The sequence below is a fragment of the Desulfuromonas sp. KJ2020 genome (genome assembly GCF_024197615.1).
Taxonomy (GTDB): domain Bacteria; phylum Desulfobacterota; class Desulfuromonadia; order Desulfuromonadales; family SZUA-540; genus SZUA-540.
The window spans coordinates 641,003-654,566 of the sequence record NZ_JAKUKE010000003.1; the positions used below are offsets into that span (position 1 = coordinate 641,003).

General features: G+C 63.0%; 11 protein-coding genes. All 11 read left to right on the forward strand.

The genetic code is table 11. The annotated features are described in order from the left end of the window. Positions 1-10 precede the first annotated feature (10 nt). The 11 genes from MJO47_RS11360 to MJO47_RS11410 all read left to right on the forward strand — a co-directional run bounded on the left by MJO47_RS11360 (position 11) and on the right by MJO47_RS11410 (position 13,561). Positions 11-556, forward strand: a complete 546-nt coding sequence (locus MJO47_RS11360) for a DUF6125 family protein (RefSeq protein WP_253961239.1) — start codon at positions 11-13, stop codon at positions 554-556. Between the two features lie 37 nt (positions 557-593). Continuing rightward, complete coding sequence (icmF, locus tag MJO47_RS11365) at positions 594-3,845, forward strand: fused isobutyryl-CoA mutase/GTPase IcmF (RefSeq protein WP_253961240.1); 3,252 nt, start codon at positions 594-596, stop codon at positions 3,843-3,845. 59 nt (positions 3,846-3,904) lie between these two features. Further along, positions 3,905-4,438, forward strand: a complete 534-nt coding sequence (locus MJO47_RS11370; protein WP_253961241.1) for a nitroreductase family protein — start codon at positions 3,905-3,907, stop codon at positions 4,436-4,438. A 12-nt stretch (positions 4,439-4,450) separates the two neighbouring features. Next, complete coding sequence (locus tag MJO47_RS11375; protein WP_253961242.1) at positions 4,451-5,617, forward strand: Xaa-Pro peptidase family protein; 1,167 nt, start codon at positions 4,451-4,453, stop codon at positions 5,615-5,617. A gap of 177 nt (positions 5,618-5,794) precedes the next feature. Beyond that, positions 5,795-6,976 (forward strand): thiolase family protein, encoded by a 1,182-nt coding sequence (locus tag MJO47_RS11380; RefSeq protein WP_253961243.1) that lies wholly within the window; start codon positions 5,795-5,797, stop codon positions 6,974-6,976. 14 nt (positions 6,977-6,990) lie between these two features. Beyond that, a complete protein-coding gene (locus MJO47_RS11385; protein WP_253961244.1) occupies positions 6,991-7,836 on the forward strand; it encodes a 3-hydroxybutyryl-CoA dehydrogenase in 846 nt (281 codons plus the stop codon). A gap of 16 nt (positions 7,837-7,852) precedes the next feature. Next, positions 7,853-8,635, forward strand: coding sequence for an enoyl-CoA hydratase/isomerase family protein (locus tag MJO47_RS11390; protein ID WP_253961245.1), 783 nt, complete (start codon positions 7,853-7,855; stop codon positions 8,633-8,635). Between the two features lie 30 nt (positions 8,636-8,665). Then, positions 8,666-9,805 (forward strand): acyl-CoA dehydrogenase, encoded by a 1,140-nt coding sequence (locus MJO47_RS11395; protein ID WP_253961246.1) that lies wholly within the window; start codon positions 8,666-8,668, stop codon positions 9,803-9,805. Between the two features lie 57 nt (positions 9,806-9,862). Continuing rightward, positions 9,863-11,842 (forward strand): (Fe-S)-binding protein, encoded by a 1,980-nt coding sequence (locus tag MJO47_RS11400; protein WP_253961247.1) that lies wholly within the window; start codon positions 9,863-9,865, stop codon positions 11,840-11,842. A 2-nt stretch (positions 11,843-11,844) separates the two neighbouring features. Then, entirely contained in the window at positions 11,845-12,621 is a 777-nt protein-coding gene (locus MJO47_RS11405) for an electron transfer flavoprotein subunit beta/FixA family protein (RefSeq protein ID WP_253961248.1), read from the forward strand. A gap of 25 nt (positions 12,622-12,646) precedes the next feature. Next, positions 12,647-13,561 carry an electron transfer flavoprotein subunit alpha/FixB family protein gene (locus MJO47_RS11410; protein ID WP_253961249.1) on the forward strand — a complete coding sequence of 305 codons (915 nt, stop codon included), beginning with the start codon at positions 12,647-12,649 and terminating at the stop codon, positions 13,559-13,561. The last annotated feature ends 3 nt before the right edge of the window (positions 13,562-13,564 follow it).

The following is a 13,564-nucleotide window of genomic DNA, read 5'->3' on the forward strand; positions in this document are numbered from 1 at the left end:
GAGACAGCTTATGTCAAGCGCGGCCCGGGCAGGCGATGAGGGTATCCGCCTGCTGTACAACCTGAGCAAGGAAGACCTGGTGAAAATCATTGTCGATGACGCCAAGAACTGGCTGGCCCATGACGGCCTCTGGTTTCAGGCCATCGAACGACGCTACGGTATGGAGGTGGCGGTGGAGGCCGATATCGAAGCCTGGCGTTATTTCACCGTCATTGAAGCCAGGCGCATCATGGAACGGCTCGGTCTGCAGCCGGGTGGCGGCATCCCCGCCCTGGTGGAGTGTCTCAAGCACCGCTTCTATGCCCGCCTGAACCTGCAGGAATGCATCGAGCAGACAGAGACCCGGGTGGTGTTCCGCATGCTTGACTGCCGTGTGCAGTCGGCCCGCAAACGCAAGGGACTGCCGGATCATCCCTGCAAGTCGGTGGGCCTGGTCGAGTACGGGGAGTTCGCCAAAACCATCGATCCGCGCCTGACCACCCGGTGCCTCGCCTGTCCGCCCGACCCGCATCCGGAGGATTTCTGGTGCGCCTGGGAATTTACCCTGCAGGACTGATCTGACTGATTTGATTTGCGACCAAAAGGAGGGGACCATGCACAACCGGATAGAGCCCTACAAGAGCCAGCATAAACTGCGTTTCGTGACCGCCACCAGTCTCTTCGACGGCCACGACGTTTCCATCAATATCGTTCGTCGCCTGCTGCAGGCTTCCGGGGCCGAGGTGATCCATCTGGGCCATAACCGTTCCGTCGACGAGATCGTCACGGCCGCCATTCAGGAGGATGCCCACGGCATCAATATCAGCAGCTACCAGGGCGGCCATGTCGAATTCTTCAAGTACACCATGGATCTGCTGCGGGAGCGCGGCGCCGGTCACATCAAGGTCTTCGGCGGCGGCGGCGGCGTCATCATCCCCGAGGAAGCCCAGGAAATCGAGGCCTACGGGGTGACCAAGATCTTTTCGCCGGAAGACGGTCGCCGCCTGGGACTGCAGGGGATGATCAACTTCATGCTGCAGCAGTGCGATTTCAGTCTGACGCGCGATCCCGACGAGGAATTGCAGAAGCTGGCCGCTCAGGACATCCGGGCCATCAACACCATTATTTCCCTGGCCGAAGACTCGGTCCATGCCGGCAGTGAAGGCGGTTATGCTCGGCTGCGGGATCAGGTCAAGAGCAGGGTGCGTGCGGTACCGGTGGTGGGAGTGACAGGCACCGGCGGCGCCGGCAAGAGCTCGCTGTGTGATGAGCTGGTGCTGCGTTTTTTGCGGGACTTTCCCGACAAGAGCGTCGCCATCCTCGCCGTCGATCCGTCCCGGCAGCGCACGGGAGGGGCGTTGCTGGGGGATCGTATCCGCATGAACTCCATCGCCGGCAAGCGCGTCTACATGCGCTCGCTGGCCACGCGCGATTCGCGCTCCGAGTTGTCCCTGGCCATCCAGGATGCTCTCGACGTGGTGCGCGCCTCCGGCTTCGACCTCGTCATCGTCGAGACCTCCGGCATCGGCCAGGGCGATGCTTCCGTGGTGCCCATCTGCGATCTTTCGCTCTACGTGATGACCTCCGAGTTCGGGGCGCCGACCCAGCTGGAGAAGATCGACATGCTCGATTTCGCCGATCTGATCGCCATCAACAAGTTCGAACGCAAAGGCTCGGAAGACGCCCTGCGCAACGTCAAGAAGCAGGTGCGGCGCAACCGCAATCAGTTCGAGGTCCCGGACGAGGCCATTCCCGTCTATGGCACCATCGCCTCCCAGTTCAACGATCCCGGCGTCTCCGTCCTCTACCTGGCCCTGCTGGAGCAGCTCAATGAAAAGCGTCAACTGGACTGGCGGTCGAAGCTGCAGGTTGTCGACGGCGACAGCCTGAGCAAGACGGTAATCCCCGCCGACCGTATTCATTATCTCGGGGAGATCGTCCAGACCGTGCGAGGCTATCGCCAGAACGTCGCGCAGCAAAGTGAGGTGGCCCGCACCCTCGGCCAGCTCAAAGCGACCCTGGCCCAGCTGCCGGAAGGGCTGGCGGCGGCCGAAGAGGTGGCCGGGCTGATCCAGAAGACGGAAGCCCGGCTGCATGAGGAGCCGCGCCAGCTGCTGGAGTGCTGGGACGAGCTGAAGCAGGCCTACCGACAGGACGCGCTGGTCACCCGGGTGCGCGACCGGGAAATCCGCACCGAACTTTACAGCACCAGCCTCTCGGGCACCCGCATCCCGCGGGTCAGCCTGCCGCGCTACACCGACCAGGGCGACATCCTGCGCTGGCTCATGCTGGAGAACCTGCCGGGCTACTTCCCCTACACGGCCGGCGTCTTCCCCTTCAAGCGGGCTGAAGAGGATCCCAAGCGCCAGTTCGCCGGGGAGGGGAGCCCCGAGCGCACCAACCGGCGCTTCCACTATCTCTGCCAGGACGACGGCGCCAAGCGGCTCTCCACCGCTTTCGACAGCGTCACCCTCTACGGGGCCGACCCCGACACGCCGCCGGATATCTACGGCAAGGTGGGTGAGAGCGGGGTCTCCATCTGCAATGTCGAGGACATGCGCAAACTTTTCGACGGCTTCGACCTGTGCGCGCCCTCGACCAGCGTCTCCATGACCATCAACGGCCCGGCCCCGGCCATGCTGGCTATGTTCTTCAACGTGGCCATCGACCAGCAGGTCGAGAAATTCGTGACAGAGCAGGGGCGGCAGCCGACTGCGGACGAGATGGCGCAGCTCAAAGACGCCACCCTGCAGAACGTGCGCGGCACCGTGCAGGCCGACATCCTCAAGGAAGACCAGGGCCAGAATACCTGCCTCTTCTCCATCGACTTCGCTCTCAAGATCATGGGGGACATGCAGCAGTACTTCATCGACCAGAAGGTGCGCAACTACTACTCCGTCTCCATCAGCGGCTATCACATTGCCGAGGCGGGGGCCAACCCCATCACCCAGCTGGCCCTGACCCTGTCCAACGGCTTCACCTACGTCGAGTACTATCTGTCGCGGGGGATGCACATCGACGAGTTCGCCCCCAACCTCTCTTTCTTCTTCAGCAACGGTCTCGACCCGGAGTATTCGGTCATCGGCCGGGTGGCACGGCGCATCTGGGCCGTGACCATGCGGGAGAAGTACGGCGCCAATGAACGCAGCCAGAAGCTGAAATACCACATTCAGACTTCGGGGCGCTCCCTGCACGCCCAGGAGATGGACTTCAACGACATCCGCACGACCCTGCAGGCCCTCATCGCCATCTACGACAACTGCAACTCCCTGCACACCAACGCCTACGACGAGGCGGTGACGACGCCGACGGAGGAGTCGGTGCGGCGGGCCATGGCCATCCAGATGATCATCTCCAAGGAGTTCGGCCTGACCAAGAACGAGAATCCCGTGCAGGGCTCTTTCATCATCGAGGAGCTGACCGATCTGGTGGAAGAGGCGGTCATGCTGGAGTTCGAGCGGCTCGATCATCGCGGCGGGGTACTCGGGGCCATGGAGACCCAGTATCAGCGCAGCAAGATTCAGGACGAATCGATGCTCTACGAACACAAGAAGCACAATGGTGACCTGCCCATTGTCGGCGTCAATACCTTCCTCAACGCTCGCGCCGATGAAGAGGGCTACGAGATCCCCGGTGAGCTGGCGCGGGCAACCCCCGAAGAAAAGGAGCGGCAGATCGCCAACCTGCGGGCCTTCCAGAAGAAGCACCGGGAGGTGGCGCCGGCAGCGCTGGAGCGCCTGAAAGACGTGGCCGTGGCCGGTGGCAATATTTTCGAGGAGATGATGGAGACGGTCAAGGTCGCCTCCCTCGGCCAGATCACCCAGGCCCTTTTCGAGGTCGGCGGGCGCTACCGGCGCAATATGTAGGACTACTTTGGGGGCTACGGCCCCCAAAAAAAGTACCGTTTTGCCAAAAGGAGAACAGCATGGACATTTTTGAGGTCATTCGCGACCGCCGCAGCATCCGCAAGTACAAGGACATCCCCGTCGCGCCGGAGCAGATCGAGCAGATCCTCGACGCGGCCCGGCTGGCGCCGTCCTGGAAGAACATGCAGTGCTGGCGCTTTCTGGTCCTGCGGGACCCGGCCCGACGGGCGGCCCTGCTCGAGGCCATTCCCGACGACAACCCCGGCAAGAAGGCGGTTGCCGCCGCCCCGGTGACCATCCTGGTCTGTGCGGATCCACGCGAATCGGACGTGGAAAACGGCATCCCCTACTACGTGGCCGATGCGGCCATCGCCTTTGAACACCTCTGCCTGGCCGCCCACGCCCTCGGCCTGGGCACCTGCTGGATGGGGTGGTACGACGAAGCCAAAATCAAACAGGCCCTGGCTATCCCCGAGCCCCTGCGCGTGGTCGGCTTTACCCCCCTGGGAGTACCGGATCAGGAGCCGAAGCCACGCCCCCGCAAGGAGCTGAAGGATATCGCCTACTTCGACACCTGGCCTGCCAACGGATAGGAGAATACCACCATGATCGACCTGACCGAATTGCAGCAGCGCACAACCGCCATGCAGGCGCTGCTGAAAAAGAAAGAACTCGACGGCGCCCTCTTCATCTACCCCATCGACGTCTACTACTTCAGCGGTACACGTCAGAACGCCACCCTGTGGATGCCGGTGGAAGGGACGCCGGTGCTCCTGGTACGCAAGAGCCTGGCGCGGGCTCGGCAGGAAAGCCCTCTGCCCGATATCCGTCCCTTTCCCTCCAGCCGTGACTTCGCCGCCGTGCTGCCGGCCGAAGCCGTCAAGCTCGGGCTGACCTATGACGTTCTGCCGGTGCAGCAGCTCAACTTCTACACCAAACTGCTGGCCGGGCGGGAATTCGTCGACATCTCTCCCCTCAATCGCGAGGTGCGCTCGGTGAAGACCCCCTTTGAGGTCGAGCTGCTGCGGCGCAGCGGCGCCAGCCTCAGTTCGGTCTTTACCCAGGTGCCCGAGTTCCTGCGGGCGGGGATGCGCGAGCTCGACCTGTCGGCCGAATTCGAATGCCGTCTGCGCAAGACGGGCAACGAAGGCTACGTGCGCATGCGCGCTTTCAACCAGGAACTCTTTCAGGGACTGGCGGTGTCGGCCGGTGGCCCCAGCTACGGCTTTTTCGACGGGGCCGTCACCGGCAGGGGGCTGTCCAACGCCTCGCCCCACGGGGCCTCGCTGGACCTCATCGAGAAAAATGTTCCCATCCTCCTCGACTACACCGGCGTCTTCGAAGGCTATATCACCGACATGACGCGTATCTTCGTTCTCGGCGATCTTGACGACGAGCTCAAGCACGCCTTTGCGACGTCTCTGGCCATTCAGGATTTTCTGCAGCGCTCTCTCAAGCCGGGCGCGGTCTGCGAGGAGCTTTTCCTGCAAGCGGCCGAGATGGCGGAAGGGGCGGGGCTGGGCGACTGCTTCATGGGTATGCCCGGCGAGCAGGCCCGCTTCGTTGGCCATGGGGTCGGCCTGGAGCTCGACGAGTTTCCGGTCGTCGCTCAGGGCTTTAAGGTGCCCCTGCAGGAGGGGTATGTCATCGCAATAGAACCGAAGTTTGTCATGCCGGGCAAGGGGGTGGTCGGCATCGAGAACACCTTCGTTGTCACGGCCGCCGGAGGGGTGAAACTCACCGATATTCCAGACGCCATTACTTATCTTTAGATTGATAAGGCAACCCCTCGGGCCTGGCCATGGACGCGAATTTCCCTTTTTTTTCGCGTCCATGGCGGGCCGGTTTTTTTGGTTTTTTGAATAAAATAAAAAAGAGTTTTATTTTTAATTGACATGCACGTAAATGCAAACTATGATCACGGTAAATTTTTTCAGGAGGTGGCATCCATGAGTGCTGATGTTTATGTGGTCGAGGCCAAAAGAACCCCTTTCGGCTCCTTCGGAGGGGGCCTGGCCGATGTGCCGGCGGCGTCTTTGGGGACGACTGCCATGAAAGGCGTGCTGCAGGCGGCGTCCCTGGCGCCGGAGGCGGTCGACGAGGTCATCGTCGGCCAGGTTCTCGGTGGCGGCTGCGGTCAGGCCCCGGCCCGTCAGGCCATGCGCGGGGCGGGTATTCCCGATACGGCCGCCGCCCTGACCATCAACAAGGTCTGCGGCAGCGGGCTGAAGGCGGTCATGCTCGGGGCCGATTCCATCCGGCTCGGCGAGTCGCAGGTCGTGGTGGCCGGCGGCATGGAGAGCATGTCCCTGGCCCCTTATGTGCTCGGCAAAGCCCGCGCCGGGTATCGCATGGGGAACGGCGAGCTGATCGATCTGATGGTCTTTGACGGCCTCACCGATCCCTACACCGGTCGCCACATGGGGGAGATCGGCGAAGCGAGCGTGGAGCGCCACGGTCTGAGCCGTCAGGAGCAGGACGAACTGGCGCTGCGCTCCTACCGACTGGCCCAGGCCGCTGTTGAGGGCGGGGTCTTCGCCGAAGAGATCGTCCCCGTGGTCAAAAAGGGCAGGGGGGGAGAAACGGTCATCGAGCAGGACGAGGAACCCTTCAAGGTGGATTTCGACCGCCTGACCGGGTTGCGGGCCGTCTTCAAAAAGGACGGCACCATCACCGCCGGCAACGCCTCCACCATCAACGACGGCGCCGCCATGCTGCTGCTGGCCGGTGAAGAGGGACTCAAGCGGCACCAGTTGAAGCCGCGGGCCCGGATCCTGGCCCAGGCTACCGAGAGTCGCCATCCCGACCAGTTCCCCGAAGCCCCCATCGGCGCCATCGCCAAGGTCTGCGCCAAGGCCGGCCTGTCGGTGGCCGATATCGATCTCTTCGAAATCAACGAAGCCTTCGCTTCGGTGGCCCTGCTGGCCATCAAGGCCCACAACATTCCCCTCGATAAGGTCAACGTCCATGGCGGCGCCTGCGCCATCGGGCACCCCATCGGCGCCAGCGGCGCCCGTCTGGCGACGACCCTCATCCGGGAACTCGAAAAGCGTCAGCAGCGCTATGGGCTGGCGACGTTGTGCATCGGCGGCGGTGAGGCCGTGGCTGTCATCTTTGAACGCATCGTCTAGGGAGGAACACGCACATGATTAAAACGGTTGGCGTACTGGGGGCGGGACAGATGGGCAACGGCATCGCCCACGTTTTTGCCCAGTTCGGATACGAGGTGGTGCTGTACGACATCGCCCAGGCCCAGCTTGACAAGGCGGTGGCCACCATACGGCAGAACCTGGAGCGCCAGGCGAAAAAAGGCGCCATTGCCGACAGCCTGGTGGCCGAATCCCTCGGCCGCATCCGGACCACGCAAAAGATGGAAGACCTGGCGGCAGTCGATTTCGCCGTCGAGGCCGTCACCGAGAACGAGCCCCTCAAGCTGGAGATCTTCCGTAAGCTCGACGGCATCGTCAAGCCCGAAGCCTTTCTCGCTTCCAACACCTCGTCCATCCCCATCACCAAGATCGCGGCCGTCACCGGCCGGCCCGAGAAGGTCATCGGCATGCATTTTATGAATCCGGTGCCGGTGATGAAGCTGGTGGAGGTCATTCGCGGCCACGCTACCAGCGACGAGACCTTCGAGGTGACGGCGGCCCTGGTGCAGAAACTGGAGAAGGAGATGGCCGTTTCCCAGGACTACCCCGGCTTTATCGTCAACCGGGTGCTCATCCCCATGATCAACGAAGCGGTGTTCGCCCTCTATGAGGGGATCGCCACGGTGGAGGACATCGACAAGGGGATGAAGCTCGGCACCAATCAGCCGATGGGGCCGCTGACCCTGGCCGATTTTATCGGTCTCGATACGGTGCTGGCGATCGCCAATGTCCTTTACGACGGCTTCAAGGACCCCAAGTACCGCCCCTGCCCGCTGCTGGTGAAGATGGTCAACGCCGGCTATATGGGACGCAAATCGGGCCGCGGATTCTACACCTACTAAGTCAAGGGAGACGATCATGGACACCAGCCTGCTGCTGATCGAGAAAAACGACGGAATCGCCCTGCTGACCATCAACAGCCCCAAGACCCTCAATGCCCTCAACAGCACGGTCTTGAGCGAGCTTGAAGGCGCCCTCTATGAGCTGGATCGCGACGATGCCGTCAAGGTGGTGGTGCTCACCGGCGCCGGCGACAAGGCCTTCGTGGCCGGCGCCGATATCAAGGAAATGGCCGCCATGAACGCCTTCGAGGGGCAGCAGTTCGGCCTCAAGGGGCAGCGGGTCATGCTGACGATGGAAAAGATGCGCAAGCCGGTCATCGCTGCCGTCAACGGCTACGCTCTCGGCGGCGGCCTTGAACTGGCCCTGGCCTGCGACTTCATCTATGCCTCGGAAAAAGCCCGGCTCGGCTTTCCCGAGGTCACCCTCGGTATTATCCCCGGCTTCGGCGGCACCCAGAACCTGGCCCGGCGTATCGGCTCGGCCCGGGCCAGTGAACTCATTTTCAGCGGCCGCATGATCGAGGCGTCAAAAGCCTGTACCTGGGGGATCGTCAACGAGGTCTTCGCACCCGAGGAACTGCTGGCCAAGGCAATGGAGACGGCAGCGGCTATTGCCGCCGTCGGTACTCTCGGCGTCGCCTATGCCAAGAACGCCATCGTCAACGGGCTCAACATGGGCAAGGAGGACGGCTTCCGCTACGAGGCCTCCCTCTTCGGGGTGCTCTTCGCCACGGAGGATCAGAAAGAGGGGATGGGCGCCTTCGTGGAAAAGCGCCAAGCGGTATTCAAGGGGAAGTAAGCCATTTTATTGAGATGAGGGAGGGACGTCATGAATTTTGAACTTTCACAGGATCACCGGGTGCTGCAGGACAGCGTACGGGATTTCGTCAACAAGGAGATCAAGCCGTTGGCCGCGAAAATCGACGAGGATCACGCCATTCCTGACGCTCTGGTGAAACAGATCGGCGAGATGGGCCTGCTCGGCAGCTACCTGCCGGAAGAGTACGGCGGCGCCGGCATGGACATGCTCTCCTACGCCATCGTGGTGGAAGAGGTCTCCAAAGCCTGCGGTTCCAGCGGCGTGCTCATTTCGGCCCACACCTCCCTCTGCTCCGGACCGATCTACACCTTCGGTACCGAGGAGCAGAAACAGAAGTGGCTGCCGGCCCTCAACACGGGCGAAAAGATCGGCTGTTTCCTGCTGACCGAGCCCGATGCCGGCAGCGACGCCGGCGGCACTGCCACCATGTACCGGCGCGAGGGGGATGAATTCGTCATCAACGGCAGCAAGACCTTCATCACCAACGGCGGCTATCTGGGCACTGGCGTGCTGCTCGCTTCCCATGACCGCAGCCTCAAGCACAAGGGGATCTCCGCCTTTATCATCGATCTCGAAACACCGGGGGTCTCCATCCTCAAGAACGAGAACAAGATGGGTATCCGCGGCAGCTACACCACCGCCTTTGCCTTCGACAACGTCCGCATCCCGGTCGAAAACCTGCTGGGGCAGGAAGGCAAGGGGTTCAACGTCGCCATGGACACCCTCAACGGCGGCCGCATCGGCATCGCCTCCCAGGCTCTGGGCATTGCCGAGGGCGCCTTCGAGCGGGCCCTGGCCTATTCCAAGGAACGCAAGCAGTTCGGTCAGGCTATCTGCGAGTTTCAGGCCATCCAGTTCAAGCTGGCCGACATGAAGACGCGCATCGAAACCAGCAAACTGCTGACCTATAAGGCGGCCTGTCTCAAGGATGCCGGCAAGAACTACACCATGGAATCGGCCATGTGCAAGATGCACGCGTCCGAGACGGCTACCTACGTGACCAAGGAAGCCATCCAGATCCACGGCGGCTACGGCTACATCTGCGACTACGAGGTGGAGCGCATGTACCGCGATGCCAAGATCACCGAAATCTACGAGGGAACCAACGAGGTGCAGCGGGTGGTCATCTCCAAGCTGCTGCTGGGCTAGGGCCGGACCAATCCCACTGACGCAAGCTGCGAGGCTGGAAAGGAAGAAGGAAGCGGTATGGAAGCCACCCGTGAAATCTACTGGAACGTCGGCCATGGCGTGGTGCTGCCCATGTATCTGCTGGCGCTGGCGGCCTTCGGTCTGCTGGCCTGGGGAGTCAGGCAGCGGCTGGCCCACTGGCGGCAGGGCAAGGCGCTCAACCGGTTCGACCGGCCGCAGGAGAGGCTGCGGCGCATGGTCGCCGAGGTGCTGGCGCAGAAGAAAGTCGCCCGTGTCCGCGAGGGCGGCGTCTATCATGCCCTGTTCTTCTGGGGCTTTGCGATCCTCTTTGCCGGCACCCTGCTGGTAATGCTGCAGGCCGACCTGCTGACCCCGGTGTTCGAGGTCAACCTGCTGCAGGGTGGCTTTTACCTGATTTTTTCCCTGGCCCTCGATCTGGCCGGCGCCCTGGCCATCCTCATGCTGGCCGGCCTCTTCGTGCGGCGCTTCCTGGTCAAGCCGGCCGGCCTGGAGACCAAACCCGAAGACCTCTGGCTTCACGGTCTGCTCTTCGCCATCCTCCTCACCGGCTTCTTCATCGAGGGCGCCCGCCTGGCCGCCACCGAACTGGTCTGGAATCCTGAGCTGGCCCGCTATTCTCCCGTCGGCCTGCTGGTGGCCAAGAGCATGGCGGGGCTGTCGAGCCAGGGCCTTTCCACCCTGCACGTCTTCCTCTGGTGGCTGCATCTGCTGCTGGCCCTCGGTTTTGTCGCGGCGCTCCCCTTCACCAAGCTGAGGCACATCCTCTACACCAGCGCCAACGCTTTTTTTGCGCCCCTGGAAGCCAAGGGCACCCTTGCCACCCTCGACCTCGAAGACGAAGAGGCCGAGCAGTTCGGCGCCGCTACCCTGGCCGACCTGACCTGGAAAGACCTCTTCGACGCCGACGCCTGCACCAGCTGCAAACGCTGCCAGGATCGCTGCCCGGCCCATGTCACCGACAAGCCGCTCTCCCCCATGAGGCTCATTCAGCAGCTCGGCGAGACGGCGCCCGACAAGCCCCTGGCCCAGGCGGTGGGGGAAGAGGCCATCTGGGCCTGCACCACCTGCCGCGCCTGTCAGGATATCTGCCCCGCCAACAACGAGCACGTCAACAAGATCATCGAGCTGCGCCGCCATCTGACCCTGATGGAAGGCGCCTTCCCCGGCGACGAGGTGCGCACGGCCATCAGCAACCTGGAGGTGAACGGCAATCCCTTCGGCATGGCTTTTGCCGGGCGCGGCGACTGGGCCGAGGGGCTCGACCTGGCTCGGGTGACGGCGGGGGAGGAGGCCGACATCCTCTACTTTGCCGGCTGCTATGCCTCCTTTGACCAGCGCAACCGCGAGGTCGCCCGCAACTTCGTGCGCATCTGCCAGGCCGCCGGCGTCCGCGTCGGTATCCTCGGCAAGGACGAGAAGTGCTGCGGTGAGCCGGCCCGCAAGCTGGGCAACGAATATCTCTACCAGATGCTGGCCCAGGAGAATGTCGAGACCCTTCAGACGAGCGGGGTGGCGCGCATCGTTACCACCTGCCCGCACTGTTTCAACACCCTGAGCCGCGATTACCGGGATCTGGGTCTGCTGGTGGAGGTCGAACACTACAGCACCTACATCCACCGCCTTCTGCAGGACGGCCGTCTGGCTCTGACCCCGGGGGAGGAGCAGGTCTGCACCTACCACGACTCCTGCTACCTGGGACGCTACAAGGATATCGTCAGCGAGCCGCGGGAGGTGCTCCAAGCGGCGGGCTGGCAGGTGACGGAGATGGCCCAGGCCGGCGTCGACAGTTTCTGCTGCAGTGCCGGTGGCGGCCGCATCCTGGCCGAAGAAAAGCTGGGGTCGCGCATCCATGTCGAAAGGGTGCGGCAGGCGGCGGCCACGGAGGCGCCGATTCTGGTCAGCAACTGTCCCTTCTGCCTGACCATGTTCGAAGACGGCATCAAGACCTCCGATTGTGAAGACCGACTCAAGGTACGCGATTTAGCCGAAATTGTGGTGGAAAGGATAGGAGGATAGCCATGAAATTACTCGTATGCATTAAGCAGGTTCCCGACCTGGAGTCCCGCTTCAAGCCGGCCGCCGACGGTCTCTGGTTCGACGACAACGATCTGGCCTGGCGCCTGAACGAATACGATGAATATGCCGTCGAACAGGCCGTGCAGCTCAAGGAACAGCTGGGGGGCGAAGCGGAGCTGACCGTCCTCTCCATTGGCCCCGACCGGGTGGTGGAAGCGATCAAGAAGGCCCTGGCCATGGGGGCCGACAAGGCGGTGCATGTGCAGGACAGCGCCGCGCATCAGAAGGATCCCTGGCAGATCGCCTCCATCATTGCCGCCTATGCCCGCGAGCAGGGGTTCGACCTCATTTTCACCGGCATGCAGTCGCAGGACCGGGGCTCGGCCCAGGTCGGCGTACTGGTGGCGGAATTGCTCGGCCTTGCCAGCGCCACCACCCTGGTCGGTTTTTCTTACGCCGATGGCGTCGTGCAGGCCAAGCGGGAACTCGAAGGGGGACTCAAAGGGCTGGTCAGCCTGCGTCTGCCGGCTTTGGTTACCTGCCAGCTTGGCCTGAACACCCCCCGCTATCCGACCCTGCCCAACATCATGAAGGCGAAGAAAAAGGAAATCCGGCCCATTCCCGTCGCCGACCTGTTGAAGGAAGAGTCCCTGGCGCCAACCACCTCGTTTTATGCGCCGGCCCGCAAGGGAGGCGGCCTGGTGCTGGAGGGCGAGCCGAGCGAGACGGCGCTGAAGCTGGTGAACATCCTCAAAGAGAAGACTGCGGTGCTGCGCTAGCAGCCGGAACCAAGAGGGAGATTCTATGAAAGCACTACTGGTCTGTGAAGTTCGCGAGGGCAAACTCCTCGATGCGAGTTATGAGTTGCTGACCTTTGCCGACAAACTGGGGGCCGAGAAGGTCGCCGTGCTGGTCGGCAGCGACGGCAGCGTTCCCCAGTTCGACGGCCGCGTCTATCTGGCCGATGCGGCGACGCTGGGCGAGTACAATCCGGCCGCCCACAAGGCGGCGGTGCTGGCGGCGGTGGAAAAGGAGCAGCCCGATGTCGTCGTCCTCTGTCATTCGTCCTACGGTTGGGATCTCGCTCCGCGGCTGGCCGCGGCCTTGAAGGCGGGTCAGGTGACGGAGATCGTCGCCCTGGTCGACGGCGGCTTCGAGGTCGGCTGCTGCAACGCCAAGATGCGCCGGCAGGTCAGACCGGCCGGCGGCAAGGCGGTACTGACGGTGCAGGCCGGGGCTTTTGCCGCGGCAGCGCCGCAGGGGACGCCCCAGGTCGAAAGGATTGACGTCGCGGCTGACGGGCAGGGGCTGACTTTTGGCGGCTATGAACCGGCCGAGGCCAAAGCCGTCGATCTGGGCCGGGCCGAAATCATCGTCAGCGCCGGCCGCGGCATCGGCAAGAAGGACAACGTCGCCGTCATTGAAGCGCTGGCCAAGGCGTTTGGCGGCGAACTGGGCGCCAGCCGTCCGGTGGTGGACGCCGGCTGGGTCGACCACAGTCGCCAGGTCGGTACCACGGGGCAGACCGTCTCGCCCAAGCTCTACGTGGCCTGCGGCATCTCGGGCGCCATCCAGCATCTGGCCGGCATGAAGAAGTCGGATTTCGTCGTCGCTATCAACAAGGACAAGGACGCCCCCATCGGCGAAGTGGCCGACGTGCTGGTGGTCGCCGATGTCCTGCAGTTCGCGCCGGTGCTCACGGCGGCGCTGCAGAAATAGGCG

Excerpts from the sequence above, each read along its gene's own strand:
- MJO47_RS11360 (WP_253961239.1), top strand. The coding sequence starts at position 11 with ATGTCAAGCGCGGCCCGGGCAGGCGATGAGGGTATCCGCCTGCTGTAC.
- icmF (WP_253961240.1), top strand. The coding sequence starts at position 594 with ATGCACAACCGGATAGAGCCCTACAAGAGCCAGCATAAACTGCGTTTC.
- MJO47_RS11370 (WP_253961241.1), top strand. The coding sequence starts at position 3,905 with ATGGACATTTTTGAGGTCATTCGCGACCGCCGCAGCATCCGCAAGTAC.
- MJO47_RS11375 (WP_253961242.1), top strand. The coding sequence starts at position 4,451 with ATGATCGACCTGACCGAATTGCAGCAGCGCACAACCGCCATGCAGGCG.
- MJO47_RS11380 (WP_253961243.1), top strand. The coding sequence starts at position 5,795 with ATGAGTGCTGATGTTTATGTGGTCGAGGCCAAAAGAACCCCTTTCGGC.
- MJO47_RS11385 (WP_253961244.1), top strand. The coding sequence starts at position 6,991 with ATGATTAAAACGGTTGGCGTACTGGGGGCGGGACAGATGGGCAACGGC.
- MJO47_RS11390 (WP_253961245.1), top strand. The coding sequence starts at position 7,853 with ATGGACACCAGCCTGCTGCTGATCGAGAAAAACGACGGAATCGCCCTG.
- MJO47_RS11395 (WP_253961246.1), top strand. The coding sequence starts at position 8,666 with ATGAATTTTGAACTTTCACAGGATCACCGGGTGCTGCAGGACAGCGTA.
- MJO47_RS11400 (WP_253961247.1), top strand. The coding sequence starts at position 9,863 with ATGGAAGCCACCCGTGAAATCTACTGGAACGTCGGCCATGGCGTGGTG.
- MJO47_RS11405 (WP_253961248.1), top strand. The coding sequence starts at position 11,845 with ATGAAATTACTCGTATGCATTAAGCAGGTTCCCGACCTGGAGTCCCGC.
- MJO47_RS11410 (WP_253961249.1), top strand. The coding sequence starts at position 12,647 with ATGAAAGCACTACTGGTCTGTGAAGTTCGCGAGGGCAAACTCCTCGAT.